Origin of the sequence: Bacteroides sp. PHL 2737 (assembly GCF_004115325.2) — a bacterium.
GTDB classification, from domain to species: Bacteria; Bacteroidota; Bacteroidia; order Bacteroidales; family Bacteroidaceae; genus Bacteroides; species Bacteroides hominis.
In genome coordinates, this window is the sequence record NZ_CP040630.1 from 250,418 (window position 1) to 269,679 (window position 19,262).

General features: G+C 55.1%; 21 protein-coding genes. 15 read left to right on the forward strand and 6 right to left on the reverse strand.

What is annotated here, in order from left to right:
* Positions 1 to 16: 16 nt before the first annotated feature.
* From DBK98_RS01055 to DBK98_RS01080, 6 genes are all read right to left on the reverse strand, one after another.
* Entirely contained in the window at positions 17 to 2,308 is a 2,292-nt protein-coding gene (locus tag DBK98_RS01055; protein WP_025813751.1) for a hypothetical protein, read from the reverse strand.
* 459 nt (positions 2,309 to 2,767) lie between these two features.
* Positions 2,768 to 3,127 carry a hypothetical protein gene (locus DBK98_RS23075; RefSeq protein WP_014299618.1) on the reverse strand — a complete coding sequence of 120 codons (360 nt, stop codon included), beginning with the start codon at positions 3,125 to 3,127 and terminating at the stop codon, positions 2,768 to 2,770.
* A gap of 340 nt (positions 3,128 to 3,467) precedes the next feature.
* Positions 3,468 to 5,474: a conjugal transfer protein MobC gene (gene mobC, locus DBK98_RS01065; protein ID WP_009040563.1), complete on the reverse strand. Its 2,007-nt coding sequence runs from the start codon at positions 5,472 to 5,474 to the stop codon at positions 3,468 to 3,470.
* 22 nt (positions 5,475 to 5,496) lie between these two features.
* A complete protein-coding gene (gene mobB, locus DBK98_RS01070) occupies positions 5,497 to 6,792 on the reverse strand; it encodes a conjugal transfer protein MobB (RefSeq protein WP_009291505.1) in 1,296 nt (431 codons plus the stop codon).
* Positions 6,789 to 7,217: a conjugal transfer protein MobA gene (gene mobA / locus DBK98_RS01075; protein WP_009291504.1), complete on the reverse strand. Its 429-nt coding sequence runs from the start codon at positions 7,215 to 7,217 to the stop codon at positions 6,789 to 6,791. The genes mobB and mobA overlap by 4 nt, the downstream gene beginning before the upstream one ends.
* A 47-nt stretch (positions 7,218 to 7,264) precedes the next feature.
* On the reverse strand, positions 7,265 to 7,483 hold the full coding sequence (locus tag DBK98_RS01080; protein ID WP_239650945.1) for a hypothetical protein: 219 nt from the start codon (positions 7,481 to 7,483) through the stop codon (positions 7,265 to 7,267).
* A 509-nt stretch (positions 7,484 to 7,992) separates the two neighbouring features.
* Here DBK98_RS01080 and DBK98_RS01085 point away from each other — a divergent pair.
* The 15 genes from DBK98_RS01085 (at position 7,993) to DBK98_RS01155 (ending at position 19,262) form a co-directional block, all read left to right on the forward strand.
* Positions 7,993 to 8,772 carry a ParA family protein gene (locus DBK98_RS01085; RefSeq protein WP_014299615.1) on the forward strand — a complete coding sequence of 260 codons (780 nt, stop codon included), beginning with the start codon at positions 7,993 to 7,995 and terminating at the stop codon, positions 8,770 to 8,772.
* Complete coding sequence (locus DBK98_RS01090; protein WP_032536711.1) at positions 8,753 to 9,157, forward strand: DUF3408 domain-containing protein; 405 nt, start codon at positions 8,753 to 8,755, stop codon at positions 9,155 to 9,157. Before DBK98_RS01085 ends, DBK98_RS01090 begins: the two co-directional genes overlap by 20 nt.
* Before the next feature lie 19 nt (positions 9,158 to 9,176).
* The gene (locus DBK98_RS01095; RefSeq protein ID WP_009291501.1) at positions 9,177 to 9,764 is read left to right on the forward strand and encodes a DUF4122 family protein; all 588 of its coding nucleotides are present in this window, start codon (positions 9,177 to 9,179) and stop codon (positions 9,762 to 9,764) included.
* 18 nt (positions 9,765 to 9,782) lie between these two features.
* Positions 9,783 to 10,082, forward strand: coding sequence for a DUF4134 domain-containing protein (locus DBK98_RS01100; RefSeq protein WP_005647510.1), 300 nt, complete (start codon positions 9,783 to 9,785; stop codon positions 10,080 to 10,082).
* Between the two features lie 10 nt (positions 10,083 to 10,092).
* A complete protein-coding gene (locus DBK98_RS01105) occupies positions 10,093 to 10,416 on the forward strand; it encodes a DUF4133 domain-containing protein (protein WP_005647508.1) in 324 nt (107 codons plus the stop codon).
* Positions 10,413 to 12,914, forward strand: coding sequence for a TraG family conjugative transposon ATPase (locus tag DBK98_RS01110; RefSeq protein WP_014299613.1), 2,502 nt, complete (start codon positions 10,413 to 10,415; stop codon positions 12,912 to 12,914). Before DBK98_RS01105 ends, DBK98_RS01110 begins: the two co-directional genes overlap by 4 nt.
* 216 nt (positions 12,915 to 13,130) lie before the next feature.
* Positions 13,131 to 13,493, forward strand: a complete 363-nt coding sequence (locus DBK98_RS01115) for a DUF3876 domain-containing protein (protein WP_009291498.1) — start codon at positions 13,131 to 13,133, stop codon at positions 13,491 to 13,493.
* A 4-nt stretch (positions 13,494 to 13,497) separates the two neighbouring features.
* A complete protein-coding gene (locus tag DBK98_RS01120) occupies positions 13,498 to 14,127 on the forward strand; it encodes a DUF4141 domain-containing protein (RefSeq protein WP_009291497.1) in 630 nt (209 codons plus the stop codon).
* 49 nt (positions 14,128 to 14,176) lie between these two features.
* Positions 14,177 to 15,181, forward strand: coding sequence for a conjugative transposon protein TraJ (gene traJ, locus DBK98_RS01125; RefSeq protein ID WP_009041280.1), 1,005 nt, complete (start codon positions 14,177 to 14,179; stop codon positions 15,179 to 15,181).
* Positions 15,182 to 15,230: 49 nt separating this feature from the next.
* The gene (traK, locus tag DBK98_RS01130; protein ID WP_005647497.1) at positions 15,231 to 15,854 is read left to right on the forward strand and encodes a conjugative transposon protein TraK; all 624 of its coding nucleotides are present in this window, start codon (positions 15,231 to 15,233) and stop codon (positions 15,852 to 15,854) included.
* 5 nt (positions 15,855 to 15,859) lie between these two features.
* Complete coding sequence (locus DBK98_RS01135; protein WP_009041279.1) at positions 15,860 to 16,144, forward strand: TraL conjugative transposon family protein; 285 nt, start codon at positions 15,860 to 15,862, stop codon at positions 16,142 to 16,144.
* Positions 16,145 to 16,315, forward strand: coding sequence for a hypothetical protein (locus DBK98_RS01140; protein WP_162470352.1), 171 nt, complete (start codon positions 16,145 to 16,147; stop codon positions 16,313 to 16,315).
* A gap of 9 nt (positions 16,316 to 16,324) precedes the next feature.
* Entirely contained in the window at positions 16,325 to 17,701 is a 1,377-nt protein-coding gene (gene traM / locus DBK98_RS01145) for a conjugative transposon protein TraM (protein ID WP_009041278.1), read from the forward strand.
* 37 nt (positions 17,702 to 17,738) lie between these two features.
* Entirely contained in the window at positions 17,739 to 18,677 is a 939-nt protein-coding gene (traN, locus tag DBK98_RS01150; protein WP_009041277.1) for a conjugative transposon protein TraN, read from the forward strand.
* Between the two features lie 3 nt (positions 18,678 to 18,680).
* Positions 18,681 to 19,262 (forward strand): conjugal transfer protein TraO, encoded by a 582-nt coding sequence (locus DBK98_RS01155; RefSeq protein ID WP_009041276.1) that lies wholly within the window; start codon positions 18,681 to 18,683, stop codon positions 19,260 to 19,262.

Here is a 19,262-nt window from a genome sequence, read left to right on the forward strand (position 1 = left end):
TTATCCAATAAATAAATCAATTCATCCAGTCGACAGGACAATCCTTGATTGGCAAGGGCATCCGCTTGGACCAGTCCGCAAAATCAACTAAATAGTACTTATCTTCCTCTTTTAACAGATAGTAAGCGTAACGCCCACGGTACTCGTTAGATATATTATATGTTATTTTATCAGTGCTTTCTGTCCGTCGTCTGATATCCAGACCAATCCAGTTATTGGGATAAGTGCTTGTCAGTTTAAAGCGCTTGCCTCCCGTTGACAACGGCTTGGATCCGGTATGTACAGTTCCTCCCGTTCCATTGATGAAAGTACGCATTTCTATAAATACAGCCCGATTTTCTTCCAGCTCTGATGCCGGCAACTTGCCTTCCGGATGTTTCCAAACATTGGTTCCTTCCTCTTTTGTAAATTTATCTTGCCCTATCGGGTAAGCGTATGTTTTATAAAAATCCTGTAAATTATCCGTGTCAATCTCTCCCCACATGGTGGTAATACCCTGCTTGATTTCAATAAACACACTGTTTTCTTTAAAAGATGGGGCCGGATACACTTCCGGGACATGTATCTTGTCCTGCAAATATACAGTCTGTCCATAGTCATTATAACTTCCCGTACCATCACCAAAATACAGTGCCGCATAATTGTCTGTTTGGTCCCATTCATATTTCGCCAACTTGCCGACAGTATCATTCTTCGCCACATTTGCCTTCTCCGTCTCTGTCAAAACCAACGGACGAATGATGTAGAGATATGAGTTTCCATTGCTATAGCGGACTAACTGATCTTTGTCCACATTTCCTTCGTTGACAGGCCGGTTTATATCTTTAACCCTGGCCGATTTCATACTATTATAAGGAGTAGTAATGGACGTCGGATACTTATCCCATTCTCCATCCACTTGACGCTCGAAGCTGTAATATACATTTAGTGTCCTATAAATATCTATCGACGTATTAGAATAATTAGACAGATATGCGCTTGTAATGATAGCTCTAACATTGATCCTATTCGGCACCAACGTGTTGCCCGCACTCGTTTCCTGCGTTCCATCAACCGTTACAGTCACACTTCCTTTCCTTTCTGATAAACCCTTATTGTCTGGCAATTTATCCCATGTGACCTTGAACTGCCCTTCCTCGTTTGTGATAAATGCATCCGTAGAAGATACACCGGGTAAGTCGCTCACCTTTACTCCGGCTGTGACCTTTTTGCCGGTCTTGTCATACACGGTAAATAGAACCGAACCGTCCGAAGGTACAACATACTCTTTCAGGGAAGAGTTCCAGTATTCAGGAATAACATTGTATTTTCCAACTTCTATCTCGATAACAGAGGATTTTCCGGTCAGGAAATCCCAGAAATCAGTCTGCTTGTTCCGGTCCGCCGGCCATTTTTGGTCAGGATTATGCGGGTTGTCCACATCACCGGACGAGATATACTCTTTCCAAAGCTCGTAGGCACTTTTACCGTTGGCTCCGTTAGCTCCATCCTTTCCGTCCTTTCCATCTTTGCCATCCTTACCGAAAGCGGGCTTGCCTGTATCCGTTCCATTTATATACCAGTTGCCGTTATCGCCAATGGCAACCTCGGGAGATTTCCCGTCCTGCCCAACGGCCTTTTTCCCGGTATCCGTTCCGTCCACAAACCAGTTGCCGTTATCGCCGATGGTGACCGTAGGAGGCACGGCATCCTTTCCGTCCTTTCCATCTTTGCCATCCTTACCGAAAGCAGGCTTGCCTGTATCCGTTCCGTTAATATACCAGTTGCCGTTATCGCCAATGGTGACTGTCGGCGGTATAGCATCACGACCATTCGTTCCGTCTTTACCGTCTTTACCATCCTGACCGTCACGCCCACGTGCGCCGATACCGGTATCCTCTTTCCCAATGAACCAGTTGCCGTTATCACCTATATGCGGTGTCTGTCCGTCCTCTCCGCTGGCTCCGGTCAGGAAACGCCAGAAATCCTGTACCGTGTTGTTTTCGGAGGGCCATTTCTCGCCGGGATTATGCGGGTCGTCCACGCTACCGCTGGCAATCATGTCTTTCCACTGCTCGAAAGCACTCTGACCATCCTTCCCGTCTTTGCCATCTTTTCCCTTGAGAAACTTGAAGAAGTCAGCGACTTCTGTCTGATCCTTCGGCCAGTTGACGGTTCCATCCGCAACTTTTTCCTTCCAAAACTCGTAGGCTGAAAGCCCCGTATCACCTTTGGGCCCCTTGGGCATGGTGATATCCACGTCTGTACAGGATGTCATGAATGACACTATGACCATGCCGCACAGAACTGATGATTTGAATAAATTCATGTAATTGTTTAATTTTAAATATATAAAATGAGGAATAAATCAATATAATCAATACCTAAAATAATTCCTTGATTTACGGAAAAACGAGCAGTAAAAATTAACCATACTTGTTATAGTTATTAATATTAATAATATATTTTTTGCAAAATAAGATGAATGTTTTGATTTTTAACTTATCAATTTAGCTCTATTTTTTAACAATTTGTTCAGTAATCATGATTTTATTAATAAATAAACCGTATTTTTGGCCTATATCAATATTTATATTTGAATATGTACATTAAAATTCCTGCATAATCAGATGCAACCGACTATAACAAGAAATACCATACGGTTGTTATGGTCACTTTGATCATCTAACAATTTCGTCTTCAGACAATCCGTTCTTGTAATCAATAACTTGAAGCGTTTAAAAATCAGGAAGTACGGTATATTTTGGACCTTTTTCTTTCTTGTATGTTATTTCCCCACTCCCGGCTGTTGTCTTTTAGCACGCAGCATTTCTGCCACTTTCTTTTCCGTCCAACGCTCGAAGTCCTCCACCTCTTTCCTGATCTTCCATATTAGCTTCCTGTCCCTGTTCCACTCGAAGCAGTTCTCCAGCCTGTCAAGTGTCTTGGCGTCCGCATTTCCCGACATCAGAACGTAGCGGTATTTGAGCCGCCAGCCCCTTTTAAGCTGCCATGCGTTATGCACCAGCGAAAAAAGAAACAATTCCACGATGGTGACTTGAACAAGATACGACCTGGAATATGTCACGTTGAAACTATGGCTGTGGTTTACTTTCAACCCTTCCAACCGGTCTATCTGTCGGCTCAACTGTTGCAGGTACTCGTCCGTTGCTGCACCCTTGTTCTTTCATCCGTCATCCTGAACAGGACTTTGTTCGCCTGGAGTGTTTTATGCATTTCCAGCACGTCCTGACCGCCTGCGGTGTCTTTCCTAGACAGATGCAGACAGCCTGCCACATTATATCAAGTTGCTCCTTGGTCAGTTATCCTTTTCCCTGCTATTTTCCATGGCTGCGTAATTTTCGGTTTGCGCTCTTGGCGAAAAATTGCTTAAATTCGCTATTATTCAACAATTTGCGCTGTTCAACCAACTTGGTAAAACTATATAAAAACAACTGTTTTACTACTAAGGTAGAAATTTACGCTTATTATCCGTTTTTGATCAGGTGTGAGAGTTTCGGATCCGCCTTGATGCGCTCGATCTCGTCAGCGACAATCTGCTTAACCTCGCTCTTGATGCGGTAGTAGTTGGCATCAATCTGCTGCTGCATGGTGTCGTTGCCATCCTTGTCGGTGAAGTCGATGATCTGCGGTATCTTCACGTAGCGGGCGGTCTCCCGCCTGACCTTCTCGTTATCCACTACAATCTCGGCATGGAAAATCTTCTGCTCGATGCGCTCGTCGAAGTTGTCGGCTACCGCCCCCACGAACATGCCCTGCGTGAGGTTGGAAATCTTGCTTGCCGGAATAAGGCTGTCCATCTGGGTGTTGATGGAGACGGAAGTCTCGTTCCGGTTGATGGTCATGTTCTGCCGTTTCTGCAGGACCTTTCCGAAGCGTTCGGAGAGCGTCTTGGCGGTTTCCGCAACTACCTGACCTGCAAATACATTGCCGACCGTGTTACAGATTACGGCGCTTTCCTTGTCACCGTAGTCACGCTTCAACTGAGAGAAATCCTGAAAGCCGAGCATGACGGCTACCTTGTTGCTTCGAGCGGTGGCAATGAGGTTATCCAGCCCACGTATGTAAATGGTGGGCAGCTCGTCGATAATCACGGAGGATTTGAGACGTTTCTTCTTATTGATGAGCTTGACAATGCGGGAGTTGTACAATCCCAAAGCCGCCCCGTAGATGCCCTGACGGTCGGGATTGTTGCCGACTACCAGCACTTTCGGCTCTTCGGGATTGTTGATGTCGAGGGTGAAATCGTCCGCCGTCATCACCCAGTAGAGAGCCGGGGAGATCATGCGGGAAAGCGGTATCTTGGCACTGGCAATCTGCCCCTGCAACTGCTCCACCGCCGAGCTTTCCCATGCGTCCATGAAGGGAGAAAGGTAGTTCTCAAGCTCCGGGTACGAGGTCAGGATGGGGAAAATGTCGGCATACTTGCGGTTCAGGAACTCGATGGCATGGGGGAAGGTGCAATACTTGCCGTTCTTGTAGATTTTGAGATACCATATAATACTGGCTAACAGAATGATAGGCGATTCCACGAAGAAATCGCCCTGCTTGGAAATCCATGTGCGGTTCAAATTTAACATTATCGTGTAGGCACTCTCGTAGGCATCGCTGATGTCGGTCATGAAGTCGGGATGGATGGGGTTGCAGCGGTGGCTTTCCCTCGGATTGTCGAAGTTTATCACGTAGAACTTGGGCTTGACCTTGTAGCCGTCCAAGTGGGCGAGTAGGTGGTTGTAGGCTATCTCGGCGAGGTCGGGGTACTTGAAATCATACAGGAAGAGCGAATAGCCCTTCTCGATGATCTGTTTGATGTACTGGTTGATTATCGCATAGGACTTGCCCGAACCGGGCGTACCCAAGACCATCGTCGCACGGAAGGGATTGACAAGGTTAATCCATCCGTCATACGCCCTTCCCCTGAACCGGAAGCGGGTGCGGAGATTGACAGAATACTCGTTCTCCTTCAGTTTGGTTTCCTGCATGAAGGATTCGTTCTCGACGTTGAACACGTCTTCGAGCAGGTCGGTCTTCAGCAGGCGTGACATCCACAGCCCTGCCATGAGCAGGCAGATATACCCGACGGTAAGGGTGGCGATATACAGCACGGTGTCTGCCGGAAGCGACAGAGGAAGGGCGAGCAGCCACCAGTTGCCGAAAAAGAGCAGCAAGCCGGACACGCCGCAAAGGATGATCCTGCGCCACGTGATTTTCTGCTCCTTCACGCCCTTTGTGCCGAGGCAGCTAAGGGCGAGGAACAGCACGGCGAAGAGCTTCGTCCAGAGGATATTGGAGAACAGCCCGGCGGTACGCTGGAAGCCGAGCAATATCCTATCGACCACGCCGATGTCGATGCCCCATTCCCGGACGGACTGGTAACAGAACCAATAAATATTGATGACTACAAATAAAATGCTTATCGCACGCATGAACTCCATGACTTTGGCGAGTCCACGCAAATCGTCTTCGTTTTGCATAATTCGTTGAATTTTAAGTTGATTATTGTTGCCTGCCGTACTTGCGCCTCTTTTTCTTTTTGCGCTGCGGCGGTACGGGCTGGTCACCGGACGCTCCGCCGGGTACGAGGGCAAAGAGGTTGAAGGAGGCCGCCACGTTTTGGGTAGTGCCGTCCTTGTGGTCAGGACGATAGCCGGTATGTCCGTCCCATTGGGATGCGCCCGTATGCTCCTGCTGCCGGGTGGGATGTTCCACTCCGGCGGAGGGTTGCGGCAGGTGAATGCCTTCCTGCCCGGCGAAAAGGTCGTTGAACACGCCTGCGGAAAACTCCTTGCCCAGACGGGAGCCGTTGAAGACGGCTTTGGCGGCATGGTCGATGAAGGTCGCCCCATAGATGCGCCCGGCTTCATTCTGACGGAATACCACGCCGATTCCCTGCCGCATGAGTTCCCGCTCGAACTGCGCCCGGTCATGCCCTGCGGTCTGCATGGCGGCTGCAACCTTTCCGGCGGTGGCGGCGGCGACCTCCTTGTGGGTCTTTTCCCATGCGGCAGCGTTGTGCATCCGCCTTTCGAGGGCAGCGATGCCCGCCTCCTTGCCGAACACGGAGGACTTGAAGGGCTTGCCGACCTTGTTGCCCTCCCTGTCAGTTGCCGAATAGGTCAAGCCGTGATACTCCCGCCCGCCGTATTCCCCCTTTACCTCGTCCACCGTGATGCCGTAAAGGGAAAGCACGGCACGGTATTCGCCCAATGTACGGAAACGCCACTCCCGGGCGAGCGGGCGGATGACTCCTGCCAACTGTCCCTTGAGATTGCCGTCCCCGTAACCGACGGGCGACAAGGGTAGTCCCTCCTTCCACTGCTTGGGCGTAGCCGGGACAAGACCGAACTGCCGTTCCAGCTCCCGGCAGACCTTCATCGAACTCCCGTGTTCGTAGCTGTCGGAAATCGCCCGCCCGGTTTCGTCCACCCGGACGGAAACGATGTGCAGGTGCTCCCGCCCGATGTCGTTGTGGCGATAGACGATATAGGGCTGGTCGCCGAAGCCCATGCGCCGCATATACTCCTCCGCCAAGCTGACAAACCGCTCTTCACTCAAGCAATCCTTCGGGTCGGGATTGAGGGAGATGTGCAGGACGGGCTTCTCGGTCTTGCGGTTGGCTGTGAGGTAGTCACCGAACGAGCGGGAAAGATGCCCTATCGTGTAGGGGTTATCGCCCTGCGGCTCGATAATCCGGCTGGTGAAAAGCACGTCGGCGTGCCGTTCGTCCACCTTCAACTGGTTGTAGGCAAGCACCCCGTACAGGCTGCTGCCGTGCGAGATCTTGGCTATCATCGGACGGGGTATTTGCTCTGGAACTCCTCCACCAGTGCGGAAATCCGCTTGCTTAACTCGACCAGTTCGAGGGTGTGCCGCTCCAGCTTGTAGAGGAAAGCGAGGGCTTTCTTCTCCGAGAAATTGGATTTGAGCGCACGCACGCATTGGTTGTAGTTCGTGCCTATGGCACGGAACTGCGAGTGGAAAGTGGTCAGGCGCATGTAGAAATCCTGCGTCCCCTTATCCAGTTTAATAACCTTAATCTCCTTGCCGAAAAGTGCGGAAACGATAAACTCCGCCTTGGTCGCCTTGCCCGACTCGTCGAAAAGCGCGAGGAAACGGGCGTTGTCCCCGTCATCCAGACGGAATACGTAGCGGTGGCGCATCTTGTCGGGCTTGGGTTTTCGCCCGTGGTTGCCCGCATACTTCTTCTGATTGTCCATCATCCTGTAAAATTTTAAGTGAAACATGGTCTGAAAACGCCGTATGCCTACGGCTCTCCCCCGTGAGCATCCCCCGACTCCGGAGGGGAATGCCACATCGAGGGGGCAAGGTGGTGGTGAGGCACGAAATTCATTTCGAGTGCCGCAGCACACAACTTGCCATTTTCGTTTGAAAATAAAATCCGTCCTGCCGGACAGATTGAGGATGCCCTTGCCTGCTGCGGAGTGCCGGGGCACTCCCTCGGGCGGTTGCCGCTCTTTTTCATTCTTACTCTATTTTGGTTTCCGCCTGCAAAGTAACAGCCCTTTTCCCGTCCGGACACCATGCCCGGATGCGACAAACCTACGGGTGGAAAGACAATGCACGACACACTGATAATCAAACGGATAAACTACCGGTATTTTGATATTCCTTTGCGCCGTGGAAGCGGTGAAACGACTGTCCGGATAGACAAGGAAACAACCGGATAGCCGACCGGACGGACAGCCGAACGGCTGACGGTCTTGCTGGACAAAAGGACGGACAACCGGATAACCAGCCGGACGATTGGCTAAACAACCAAACGGCTAAATAACTAAACGGCTAAACGGTCAAACGGTTGGACAGCCGGATGATTGAATGGACAGCCGGATGCCGGGCTGAATGTATGACCGGATGCCTGAACGAATGAACGGACGAATGAATGAACGGCAGAGTGGCTGAAAAGCTGACTGATTGAGTGAACAGAGAAGCGGCTGCACGGGCGGCCGGATGAATAACCAACAGAATGACGATATGGACAGACAGACATTGAACGTGGCTTTCGCCACACAGAAAGGCGGCAGCGGCAAGACGGCTATCACGGTGTTGGTGGCGGGCTACCTGCACTACCGCTTGGGGTGTCCGCTGGCGGTGATCGACTGCGACTTCCCGCAGTACAGCCTGTACGAGATGCGGGAACGGGACAGCCGGGCGGTACTGGAGAACGAATACCTGAAACGGGCGGCTTACGAACAGATGCGGCAGCCGGGGCGTGCCGCCTATCCGGTGCGCAAGTGCCGGGTGGAGCAAGCCCCCGACACGGCAAGGGAGCTGGCGGCGGAAGGCTGCTACGACCTGCTCTTCTTCGACCTGCCGGGCACGGTGAACTCGGCGGGCATCCTGCGCACGATCGCACAGATGGACTACATCTTCGCCCCGGTGAGTGCGGACAAGGCGGTATTGGAGAGCACGCTCTCCTTCCTCGACGTGCTGCAACGGATGATGCTGGGCAAAGAGACGAGCCGCCTGAAGGGGCTTTACCTTTTCTGGAACCAAGTCGATAAGCGGGAAACGAGCGGGCTGTACGAGAAGTACGGGCAGGTAGTCGCCGACATGAGGCTGCCGATGCTGCAAACCCGCATCCCCGACACGAAACGCTTCCGCAAGGAGGCGGACAGTACGGGACGGACGGTGTTCCGCTCCACGCTGCTGGCTCCCGACAGGCGGATGCTGGCAGGCAGCGGCATCCCCGAACTGACCCGTGAGATAGCAACCATCCTCAAACTGGAAGGCTATGAAGAAGCAGCGGAATGAGAAGCCCATCGACGAGGAGCTGCTGATGCGGATGATGGCGGGCGAGGCGGCGGGAACGGGAGAACCGGGAACCGGAAAGGGGGAAACTGCCGTGCCGGTGGAAAAGGCGCAGGAAGGGAAGGCGGCGGACACAAGACAGCGCAAGGGAAGGCAGGCGGACTACGAGACGACCTTCTTTAAAGGCATGGACATCCCCGCCCGTTACGGCAAGCCGGTCTATGTGCGCCGTGAGTACCACGAGCGCATCGCCAAAATTTCGGTGATGCTGACGGGCGGCAAGGTGTCGCTCTCGGGATACATCGACAACGTGCTGGCACAGCACTTCGAGCAATACCGGGAGGAGATCGAGGCGGCATACGCCGGGAAACTGGAGAACCTCTTTTAAAAAGGAAGGAGGAAACGGCATGATACTGAAATTATCGCTCACCGTCCTGCTGCTCTATTACCTCGCCGTGCTGTGGAAATACTACCGGCAGGACATCGCCGGGATATTCGGGACAGCGGAGACGGACGAAGACACGGACGGAACGGGAAAGGAACCGGGGCAACCGGGTGAGCCGTACACGGTCATGGGAGAAAGCACCTACCTGCCCTTCGGAGCGGAGGACGGGGAGGAAGCGGTAGCCGGAGCCGTGGACGAACTCGCAGCGGAGGACGACGGGGCGGACTACTCCGACATCGAGCCGGAGGAGGACGAGGAGGAAACGGACTATGAACCCACGCCGGAGGAGATCCGGGAACTGGAGGAGGAAGAGGAATTAGGGGCTTATTACCCGGACGGCAACCCTGACTTCGCCACGGGGTACTCCTTCGATGACCTGAAAAAGGTGCGCCGGGTACTGGTGTCGGACAATGCGGACGAAAAGGCGGAGCGGGAAGCCCGTGAGGTGCTGCCGTCCGTGATGGGATCGGACATCTGGGAGGCGATGCTGGACGAGTTCGAGGGCGCACGTAAGCGTGTCGCCCGGCTGATGGACAACCATAATGTTTAATTAAAATTTTAAAGACAAATGAGACAAAAGAGAATCTTATTCACGGCGGCCTGCATACTCGCTGCCGTGGGCGCAATGGCGCAGGGAAACGGGCAGGCGGGTATCACCGAAGCCACGCAGATGGTCACCTCGTATTTTGAACCGGGGACGAAACTGATTTACGCCATCGGTGCGGTGGTCGGCTTGATCGGAGGGGTGAAAGTATATGGGAAGTTCAGCTCCGGCGACCCCGACACGTCGAAGACGGCGGCGAGCTGGTTCGGAGCCTGCATCTTCTTGATAGTAGCTGCCACTATCCTGCGTTCGTTCTTCCTGTAAAACAGCGACTATGGACATGGAAATCAACAAGGGGATCGGCAGGAACGTGGAGTTCAAGGGGCTGGAAAGCCAGTACCTCTTCATCTTCTGCGGCGGTCTGCTCGCCGTTTTCGTGGTGTTCGTCATCCTGTACATGGCGGGCGTGAACCAGTGGGTATGCATCGGCTTCGGCGTGGCTGCGGCTACGCTGCTGGTATGGCTGACCTTCCGGCTGAACGCCCGGTACGGCACGCACGGGCTGATGAAGGCAGCCGCCCGCAGGAGGCATCCGAGATACGTGGTGAACCGGCTGAAAATCCCCCGATTATTTATTTTTAAACACTGGCAAGAATGAAAAACGTAATGAAAGCGGCGACGCTCGAAAGCAAGTTCCCGCTGCTGGCGGTGGAGAACGGCTGCGTCGTGAGCAAGGAGGCGGACGTGACGGTCGCCTTCAGGGTGGAACTTCCGGAACTGTTCTCCGTTACAGGGAGCGAGTACGAGGCGATCCACTCGGCTTGGCACAAGGCGGTGAAGGTGCTGCCGGAGTATTCCATCGTACACAAGCAGGACTTCTTCATCGAGGAGAAGTACCGGCCGGAAACGGACAGGGACGACCTGAGCTTCCTGAGCCGGAGCTTTGAGAGGCACTTCAACGAACGCCCGTTCCTCTCGCACACCTGCTACCTGTTCCTGACAAAGACCACGAAGGTGCGGAGCCGTCAGGAAAGCACGTTCTCCACCCTCTGCAAGGGCAGGCTTGTCCCCAAGGAGATAGAGGACCGGGAGACGGTTACGAGGTTCCTCGAAGCCGTCGGGCAGTTCGAGAAGATCATGAACGACAGCGGTTTTGTTACGCTGCGCCGCCTCACGACGGACGAGATCACTGGGACGGAAGCGGCGGCGGGCATCGTGGAGAAGTACCTCTCGCTCTCGCAGCACGACACGACGGTGCTGAAGGACATCCAGTTGAACCCGGAGGAGATGCGCATCGGCGACGACATCCTCTGCCTGCACACCCTCTCGGACACGGAAGACCTGCCGGGCAAGGTGGCGACGGACAGCCGTTACGAGCGGCTCTCGACCGACCGCTCGGACTGCCGGCTGTCGTTCGCCGCCCCGGTGGGCTTGCTGCTGGACTGCAACCACTGCTACAACCAGTACATCTTCATCGACGACCACGGGGAGAACCTGAAACGCTTCGAGCAGACCGCCCGGAACATGCACTCGCTCTCCCGCTACTCCCGCTCCAACCAGATCAACAAGGCTTGGATCGAGGAATACCTGAACGAGGCGCACTCGAAAGGGCTGACCTCGGTGCGCTGCCACTGCAACGTGATGGCATGGAGCGACGACAGGGAGGAACTCAGGCGCATCAAGAACGAGGTGGGCAGCCAGCTCGCCCTGATGGAGTGCAAGCCGAGGCACAACACGGTGGACGTGCCCACGCTCTTTTGGGCGGCGATACCGGGCAACGAGGGGGACTTCCCCTTCGAGGAGAGCTTCTACACGTTCATCCCGCAAGCCCTGTGCTTCTTCACCGAAGAGACGAACTACAAGGACTCGCTCTCACCCTTCGGCATCAAGATGGCGGACAGGATGACGGGCAGACCGCTGCATCTGGACATCAGCGACCTGCCGATGAAGAAAGGGGTGATCTCGAACCGCAACAAGTTTGTCCTCGGTCCGAGCGGAAGCGGCAAGTCGTTCTTCATGAACCACCTCGTGCGCCAGTATTACGAGCAGAACAGCCACATCGTGCTGATCGACACGGGCAACTCGTACCAAGGGCTGTGCGAGCTGATACACCGCAAGACCAAGGGCGAGGACGGGATTTACTACACGTACACGGAGGAGAAGCCCATCAGCTTCAACCCCTTCTTCACGGACGACTACAAGTTCAGCGTGGAGAAGAAGGACAGCATCAAGACGTTGCTGCTGGCGCTGTGGAAGGGCGAGGACGAGAAAATCACGAAGACGGAGAGCGGCGAGCTGGGCAGTGCGGTGTCGGCGTACATCCGCCGGATACAGCAGAACCGGGACATCGTCCCCTCGTTCGACACCTTCTACGAGTACATGCTGAACGATTACCGGAAGGAGCTGGCTGCAAGGGACATCAAGGTGAGCCGGAAGGACTTCAACATCGACAACTTCCTGACCACACTCAGGCAGTATTACAAGGGCGGACGCTATGACTTCCTGCTGAACTCGAACGAGAACATCGACCTGCTGCACAAGCGGTTTATCGTATTTGAAATTGACAGTATAAAAGATAATGCCGAGCTGTTCCCCGTGGTTACGATCATCATCATGGAAGCCTTCATCAACAAGCTGCGCCGCCTGAAAGGGGTGCGGAAGATGCTGATCTGCGAGGAGGCTTGGAAAGCCCTTTCCTCGCCGAGTATGAGTGAGTATTTGAAATACATGTACAAGACCGTCAGGAAATATTTCGGCGAGGCGATTGTCGTCACGCAGGAGGTGGACGACATCATCTCGTCCCCCATCGTGAAGGAGGCTATCATCACCAACTCGGACTGCAAAATCCTGCTCGACCAGAAGAAGTACATGAACAAGTTCGACGGCATCCAGTCGATGCTCGGTCTGACGGACAAGGAGAAGTCGCAGATACTCTCCATCAACCTCGCCAACCATCCCGGACGGAAGTACAAGGAGGTGTGGATCGGTCTGAACGGGGTGCAGTCGGCGGTGTATGCCACGGAGGTATCGGCTGCCGAGTACCTGACCTATACCACCGAAGAGAGCGAGAAGACGGAGGTGTTCGCACTGGCGGAAGAGCTGGGCGGGGATTTGGAGCTTGCCATCAAGCGACTGGCGGAGACGAAGTATAAATAATGTACCGATGTGCTAACTGGGAGCGGCGGACAGGCTGCCGGACGGGTGGTTGATTGACCGGACGAACGGCTAAAGGGTCGGACGATTAACCAAACGGCTAAACGGTCAAACGGTTAAACAGTTAAACGGCTGGCTGGCTGAACGGCTGGATGTACAAACGGCTAAACGGAATGGAGAGAATAAAATTTTGTAAAACTTAAAAAAAACGGAATCAAGATGAGACGATTGAATTTAATCCTGCTGCTGTCGGCGGTGACGGTGGCGCTGGCGTTTGTCATTTCCTGCAAGGAGACAAATGCGGAACGGTTGGAAAAGATGTGCGGCGAGTGGGTCAGCACGGGCGGCAAGCCGCCCTTCACCCTCTGGGAAGAGGACGGCAAGTACCGTGTAACGGTCATGCACAGAAACCACAAGGGCGACAGTGAAGCGGAGACCTACCTCGTCCGGGAAACGGAAGGGGTGCTGTTCATCGAGACGGGCTTCGCCGTGATGATGGACTATGACCGGGAGAAAGACCACATCCGGCTGTCGCCGGGCGGAGAGTACAGGAGAAAGAGTGACGGAACCCTAAAACAGTAAGGACATGAGAACAATAAAGGCAATCATTCTGGGCGTGGCGTGCCTGACGGCAGGTGCGGCCAACGCCCAATGGGTCGTACACGACCCCGGCAATCTGGCGCAGGGCATCATCAACACAGCTAAGGAGATCGTGGAGACCTCCGCCACCGCACAGCACACGCTGGACGGCTTCAGGGAAACGGCGAAGATATTCGAGCAGGGGCGGAAGTATTACAATGCGCTAAAGGCGGTGCATGACGTGGTGAAAGGCGGAGTGAAGGTGAAGAAGTCCATCGGGCTGGTGGCGGACATCTCGGAAATCTACGTGCGCAACTACCAGAAGATGCTGGGCGACCCGAACTACACGCCGGACGAGCTGGAAACCATCTCGTTCGGGTACGCCAAGCTGTTGAGCGAGAGTGCGGACATCCTGCAAGATCTGAAGAACGTGGTGAACGTGACGGGGATGTCGCTCTCGGATGCCGAACGGCTGGCTATCATCGACCAGAGCTACAAGCGGCTGCTGGAGTACCGCAACCTCGTGCAGTATTATACGGACAAGAACATCTCGGTGAGCTACCTGCGGGCGAAGAAGAAAAAGGACGCCGACCGGGTGGTGGCTCTCTACGGGGATGCGGAAGACCGTTACTGGTGAGAGTGGCAATATATAATAATGTTCACGTACATAAATATAATATAGGACTATGTTGTTAGCGATAGACTTCACGAACCTGCATGAGATATTGCAGGTATTGTATCAGGACATGATGCCGCTCTGCGAGAAGCTGACGGGGGTAGCCAAGGGAATTGCCGGGCTGGGTGCGCTGTTCTACGTAGCCGCCAAGGTGTGGCAGGCGCTCGCCCGTGCCGAACCCATCGACGTGTACCCGCTGCTCCGCCCGTTCGCCATCGGGCTGTGCATCCTCTTCTTCCCCACCTTCGTCATCGGCACGATCAACACGGTGCTCTCGCCCGTGGTGAAGGGCTGCCACGGGATGCTCGAATCACAGACCTTCGACATGAACCGATACCGGGAGCAGAAGGAGACGCTGGAGAGGGAGGCGTTCCGCCGTGACCCGGAGAAGGCATATCTGGCGAGCAAGGAGGACTTCGACAAGAAGCTCGACGAGCTGGGCTGGTCGCCCAAGGACTTGAAGACGATGGCGGTGATGTACATCGACCGGACGGAATACAACATGAAGCGGAACATCCGGCTGTGGTTCCAAGAACTGCTCGAACTGCTGTTCCAGTCGGCTGCGCTGGTGATCGACACGATACGGACGTTCTTCCTGATCGCCCTTTCCATCCTCGGTCCGATAGCGTTCGCCCTCTCGGTCTATGACGGGTTCCAGAGCACGCTCACGCAGTGGATAACGAGGTACATCTCCATCTACATGTGGCTGCCCGTGAGCGACCTGTTCAGCTCGGTGCTGGCACGCATCCAAGTGCTGATGCTCACCCGTGACATCGAGGCGATGAGCGACCCGACCTTCATCCCGGACAGCTCGAACACGGTGTACATCATCTTTTTAATCATCGGGATATTCGGGTACTTCACCATCCCGACGGTCGCCAACTGGATCATCATGGCGGGCGGGGTGAGCCAAGCCAACCGTGCGATGAACCAAACCGCAAACAAGGTCGGCAACGTCGCCGCAGCGGGTGCGGGTGCCGCCGTGGGGAACATCGCCGGAAAAATCATCAAGTAGCGGCGGATGCCCCAAGAAAATGAGTCATAACGAATAAAAAACCGGAAACATGGAATTTAAGAGTTTGAAAAATATCGAAACGAGCTTCAGGCAGATACGGCTCTTCACGCTGGTATTCGCCTGCCTGTGCGCCGTGGTGACGGGCTTCGCCCTGTGGAAGTCGTACAGCTTCGCCGAGGCGCAGCGGCAGAAGATCTACGTGCTGGACAACGGCAAGAGCCTGATGCTGGCGCTCTCGCAGGACGTGCGGCAGAACCGCCCGGTGGAGGCACGGGAGCACGTGCGCCGCTTCCACGAGCTGTTCTTCACGCTCTCGCCCGACAAGTCGGCTATCGAGGGCAATATCAAACGCTCGCTGCTGCTGGCGGACAAGAGCGCCTTCAACTACTACAAGGACCTCTCGGAAAAGGGGTATTACAACCGGATAATCTCGGGGAACATCAACCAGATGATAGAGATAGACAGCCTGCGGTGCGACTTCGACAAGTACCCGTACAGCGTGCGGACGTTCGCCCGGCAGATCATCCTGCGGGAAAGCTCTGTTACGGAGCGCAGCCTTGTGACCCGCTGCCGCCTGCTGGATGCGGTCAGGAGCGACAACAACCCGCAGGGCTTCATCATCGAGGGGTTCGAGATCACGGAGAACAAGGATTTGCAGACCCTCAAACGCTGACGGCTATGATAAGGAAATTCATCACAAAGGCGCAGGATTGGGCGGACGGGAAGCTCCGCCGCCTCGCCGGGCGTATCTCGCCCGACATGCGTGTGGCAATCATCCTCGTGACGCTGGTGGCGTTCGGCTCACTGTCGGTCTATATGACCGTCTCCTCCATCTACCGCATCGGCAGGAACGACGGGAAGGAACTGGGGATAGAGCATATTAGGCGCCTGCAATTACCCAATGACAGTATTATCAACCCTTTTGAAAGCGGACGGTATGGGACTGGTGGAGAAGTTGAGTGAGTGGCTGCTCCGCCGGGAACGGAAGGCTGCGCACCTGCGGGCGGACAACCGGGCAAGTCCCACGGCATCGCTCAAACGGGAACGGAAGGAACCGCCTGGCAAGCGGCAAACCGGGGAGACAGGCAGAAGGAAGCCTCCGGGGAGGAGAATCAGAATGTAGGACAACCATAAATTTTTGACATGATGGAAGAACAGAACCAAGAAAAAGCAACGGCAACGCAGCACGTGACGGTGGCGGATGCCGCAGCCCCGGAGACGGGGAACGGAAAGAAGGAGGACAAGGGCGGCGGGAAAAAGGAGAAGAAGACAGCCAAGCCGCTCACGCCGAAACAGTTGCAGCAACGGAAGAAGCTGATGGTATATCCGCTGATGGGCTTGCTGTTCCTCGGCTCGATGTGGCTGATATTCGCACCTTCGGAGGAGCGGGACGTGAACCGGGACACCGTGGGGGCGTTCAACGCCGACATCCCCCTGCCGGAGAATGACGGGATCATCGGCGACAAGCGGAAAGCCTACGAGCAGGCGCAGGCGGAGAAACAGCAGGCGGAGAAGGTGCGCTCGCTGGAGGACTTCGCCTTCTCCGAAGAGAGCGATATGGACGGGGTGGAAATGGAACTGCCGGACAGCGAGCCGGAACGGGAACCGTTCAGGGACTATTCGGACAATGGCGGCGGCAGCCGTTCTTCCGTTACCGCCTACCGGGACATCAACCGTCAGCTCGGCTCGTTCTACGAGGAACCGAAGGTGGACGGGGAAAAGGAGGAGCTGAAAAGGCAGGTGGAGGAGTTGACCGCCAAGCTGGAAGAAAGGGAACGGCAGGCGGGCGGAATCGATGATCAGGTGGCGCTGATGGAGAAGAGCTACGAGCTTGCCGCCAAGTACATGGGACAGAACGGGAAGGACGGCGCAGCCGTGCAGAACGACAACAGTCCAAGACAGCCCGCCGTGGCGGTGCAGGTGGCACGGGAGCGGACGGTATCGGGGCTGCAACAGCCCCTGAGCGATGCGGAGTTCATGCGGCGGTACAGCCAGCCGAGGAACTACGGCTTCAACACGGCGGTAGGCAGCGGGTACACTATGGGGAAGAACACGATACGGGCGTGCATCCACGGAGATCAGACGATTATGGACGGACAGACGGTGAAGCTCAGGCTGCTCGAACCGCTGCAAGCGGGAAACCTTGTGATTCCGCAGAACACGCTCGTTGCGGGTACGGGAAAGGTACAGGGAGAACGGCTGGATATTGTGGTGTCGTCCATCGAATACCGGGGGAACTTGCTGCCCGTGGAGCTGGCGGTGTATGACAGTGACGGGCAGAAAGGCTTGTCTGTCCCTTCATCACTGGAACAGGAAGCGGCAAAGGAGGCGATGGCGAACATCGGCGGCGGGTTGGGAACGAGCATCTCGTTCGCACGGAGCGCCGGACAGCAGGTGGCGATGGACATCACCCGTGGGCTGATGCAGGGCGGCAGCCAGTACCTTGCCAAGAAGTTCCGCACGGTAAAGGTGCACCTGAAAGCGGGGTATGAGCTGATGCTTTACGCCAAACAACAATAGATCGACAGATTATAAAACCATTAAAAAGAAAGGACAAATGAAAAAGATTTTTGGATGGGTCGCCCTGCTTATGGGCATGGTGACGGGTGCGAACGCACAAGTGAATGATACGATACAGCGGGTTACGGGCAACGACCTGTATCAGGGGATTACACGGAAGCTACCCTACCGGCAGATGGTTACGCCCCACGGGGTGCAGGTGACGTTCGCCAAGACGGTGCATATCATCTTCCCCTCGGCGGTGCGGTACGTGGACTTGGGAAGCAATTGGATTATCGCCGGGAAAGCGGACGGTGCGGAGAACGTGATCCGGGTGAAGGCGACCACCGAGGGGTTTCCGGGGGAAACGAACTTTTCCGTTATCTGCGAGGACGGAAGTTTCTATTCGTTCAATGCCCGGTATGCGCATGAGCCGGAGATGCTGAACATCGAGATGAAGGATTTTTTGGAGAACGGGAACACGACGGACTTTTCGCATACCCGCATGAACCTCCATTTCCGGGAACTGGCAGGCGAAAGCCCGCTCTTGGTGAAGCTGATCATGCAGAGCATCTACAAGGAGGACAGGCGGGAGATCCGGCACTTGGGCTGCAAACGCTTCGGGGTGCAGTTCCTCCTGAAATCCGTCCACTCGCACAACGGGCTGTTCTATTTCCACACGGAAACGAGGAACAGGTCGAACGTGGCTTTCCGGACGGACTTTATCCGGTTCAAGGTCGTGGACAAGAAAGTGCCGAAGCGCACCGCCATTCAGGAACGGGTGATCGACCCGGTGCGCAGCTACAACGAGGTGCTGGTGACGGAGGGGAAAAGCGACGTGCGCACGGTGTATGCCGTCCCGCAGTTCACCATACCGGACGACAAGCTGCTGGTCATCGAACTGTTCGAGAAGGACGGCGGTAGGCACCAGACCATCCGGGTGGAGAACGCCGACCTCGTGGCGGCAAAACAGATTAACGAACTGAAAATCAAGTAAGCGATGAAAAGGTTACTGTTCATTATCCTGCTTTTCGGGGTGTGCCTGCATGTGAACCGGGCACACGCCCAACGGTGCCTGCCCGGAATGAGGGGCATACAGCTCACGGGCGGGCTGTCGGACAACATGCGCTGGAAAAACGGCGACGGCTTCGGCTACCACGCCGGGATAGCGGTGAGCACCTACACGAAGAACGCCCACCATTGGGTGGTCGGTGTGGAATACTTGGAGAAGCGGTACGGCTACCGGGACTGCCTCTATCCGGCGAGCCAGTTCACGGGCGAGGGCGGCTATTACCTGAACTTCCTTTCCGACCGGAAGAAGACGTTCTTCGCCGCACTGGGACTGTCCGCCCTTGCCGGGTACGAGACGGTGAACTGGGGCGAGAGCCTGCTGCCGGACGGCTCCCGGCTCACGGATGAGGACAATTTCATCTACGGGGGTGCGCTCACGCTGGAGCTGTCCGCCTACGTGACGGACAAGATTGTCTTGCTGGTAAACGGTCGCCAACGGGTGCTGTTCGGCGGCGACTGCGGGAAATTCCACACGCAGGTCGGCGTGGGAATCCGCTTCATGATTCGATAA

Bases quoted from the DNA above. Each gene is read 5' to 3' on its own strand.
- traJ (WP_009041280.1), top strand. From the start codon at position 14,177: ATGTTGTTAGCGATAGACTTCACGAACCTGCATGAGATATTGCAGGTA.
- DBK98_RS01155 (WP_009041276.1), top strand. From the start codon at position 18,681: ATGAAAAGGTTACTGTTCATTATCCTGCTTTTCGGGGTGTGCCTGCAT.
- DBK98_RS01105 (WP_005647508.1), top strand. From the start codon at position 10,093: ATGGACATGGAAATCAACAAGGGGATCGGCAGGAACGTGGAGTTCAAG.
- DBK98_RS01120 (WP_009291497.1), top strand. From the start codon at position 13,498: ATGAGAACAATAAAGGCAATCATTCTGGGCGTGGCGTGCCTGACGGCA.
- DBK98_RS01115 (WP_009291498.1), top strand. From the start codon at position 13,131: ATGAGACGATTGAATTTAATCCTGCTGCTGTCGGCGGTGACGGTGGCG.
- DBK98_RS01135 (WP_009041279.1), top strand. From the start codon at position 15,860: ATGATAAGGAAATTCATCACAAAGGCGCAGGATTGGGCGGACGGGAAG.
- DBK98_RS01100 (WP_005647510.1), top strand. From the start codon at position 9,783: ATGAGACAAAAGAGAATCTTATTCACGGCGGCCTGCATACTCGCTGCC.
- DBK98_RS01110 (WP_014299613.1), top strand. From the start codon at position 10,413: ATGAAAAACGTAATGAAAGCGGCGACGCTCGAAAGCAAGTTCCCGCTG.
- traN (WP_009041277.1), top strand. From the start codon at position 17,739: ATGAAAAAGATTTTTGGATGGGTCGCCCTGCTTATGGGCATGGTGACG.
- traK (WP_005647497.1), top strand. From the start codon at position 15,231: ATGGAATTTAAGAGTTTGAAAAATATCGAAACGAGCTTCAGGCAGATA.
- DBK98_RS01055 (WP_025813751.1), bottom strand. From the start codon at position 2,308: ATGAATTTATTCAAATCATCAGTTCTGTGCGGCATGGTCATAGTGTCA.
- DBK98_RS01085 (WP_014299615.1), top strand. From the start codon at position 7,993: ATGGACAGACAGACATTGAACGTGGCTTTCGCCACACAGAAAGGCGGC.
- DBK98_RS01080 (WP_239650945.1), bottom strand. From the start codon at position 7,483: ATGAAAAAGAGCGGCAACCGCCCGAGGGAGTGCCCCGGCACTCCGCAG.
- DBK98_RS01090 (WP_032536711.1), top strand. From the start codon at position 8,753: ATGAAGAAGCAGCGGAATGAGAAGCCCATCGACGAGGAGCTGCTGATG.
- mobB (WP_009291505.1), bottom strand. From the start codon at position 6,792: ATGATAGCCAAGATCTCGCACGGCAGCAGCCTGTACGGGGTGCTTGCC.
- mobC (WP_009040563.1), bottom strand. From the start codon at position 5,474: ATGCAAAACGAAGACGATTTGCGTGGACTCGCCAAAGTCATGGAGTTC.
- traM (WP_009041278.1), top strand. From the start codon at position 16,325: ATGATGGAAGAACAGAACCAAGAAAAAGCAACGGCAACGCAGCACGTG.
- mobA (WP_009291504.1), bottom strand. From the start codon at position 7,217: ATGGACAATCAGAAGAAGTATGCGGGCAACCACGGGCGAAAACCCAAG.
- DBK98_RS01095 (WP_009291501.1), top strand. From the start codon at position 9,177: ATGATACTGAAATTATCGCTCACCGTCCTGCTGCTCTATTACCTCGCC.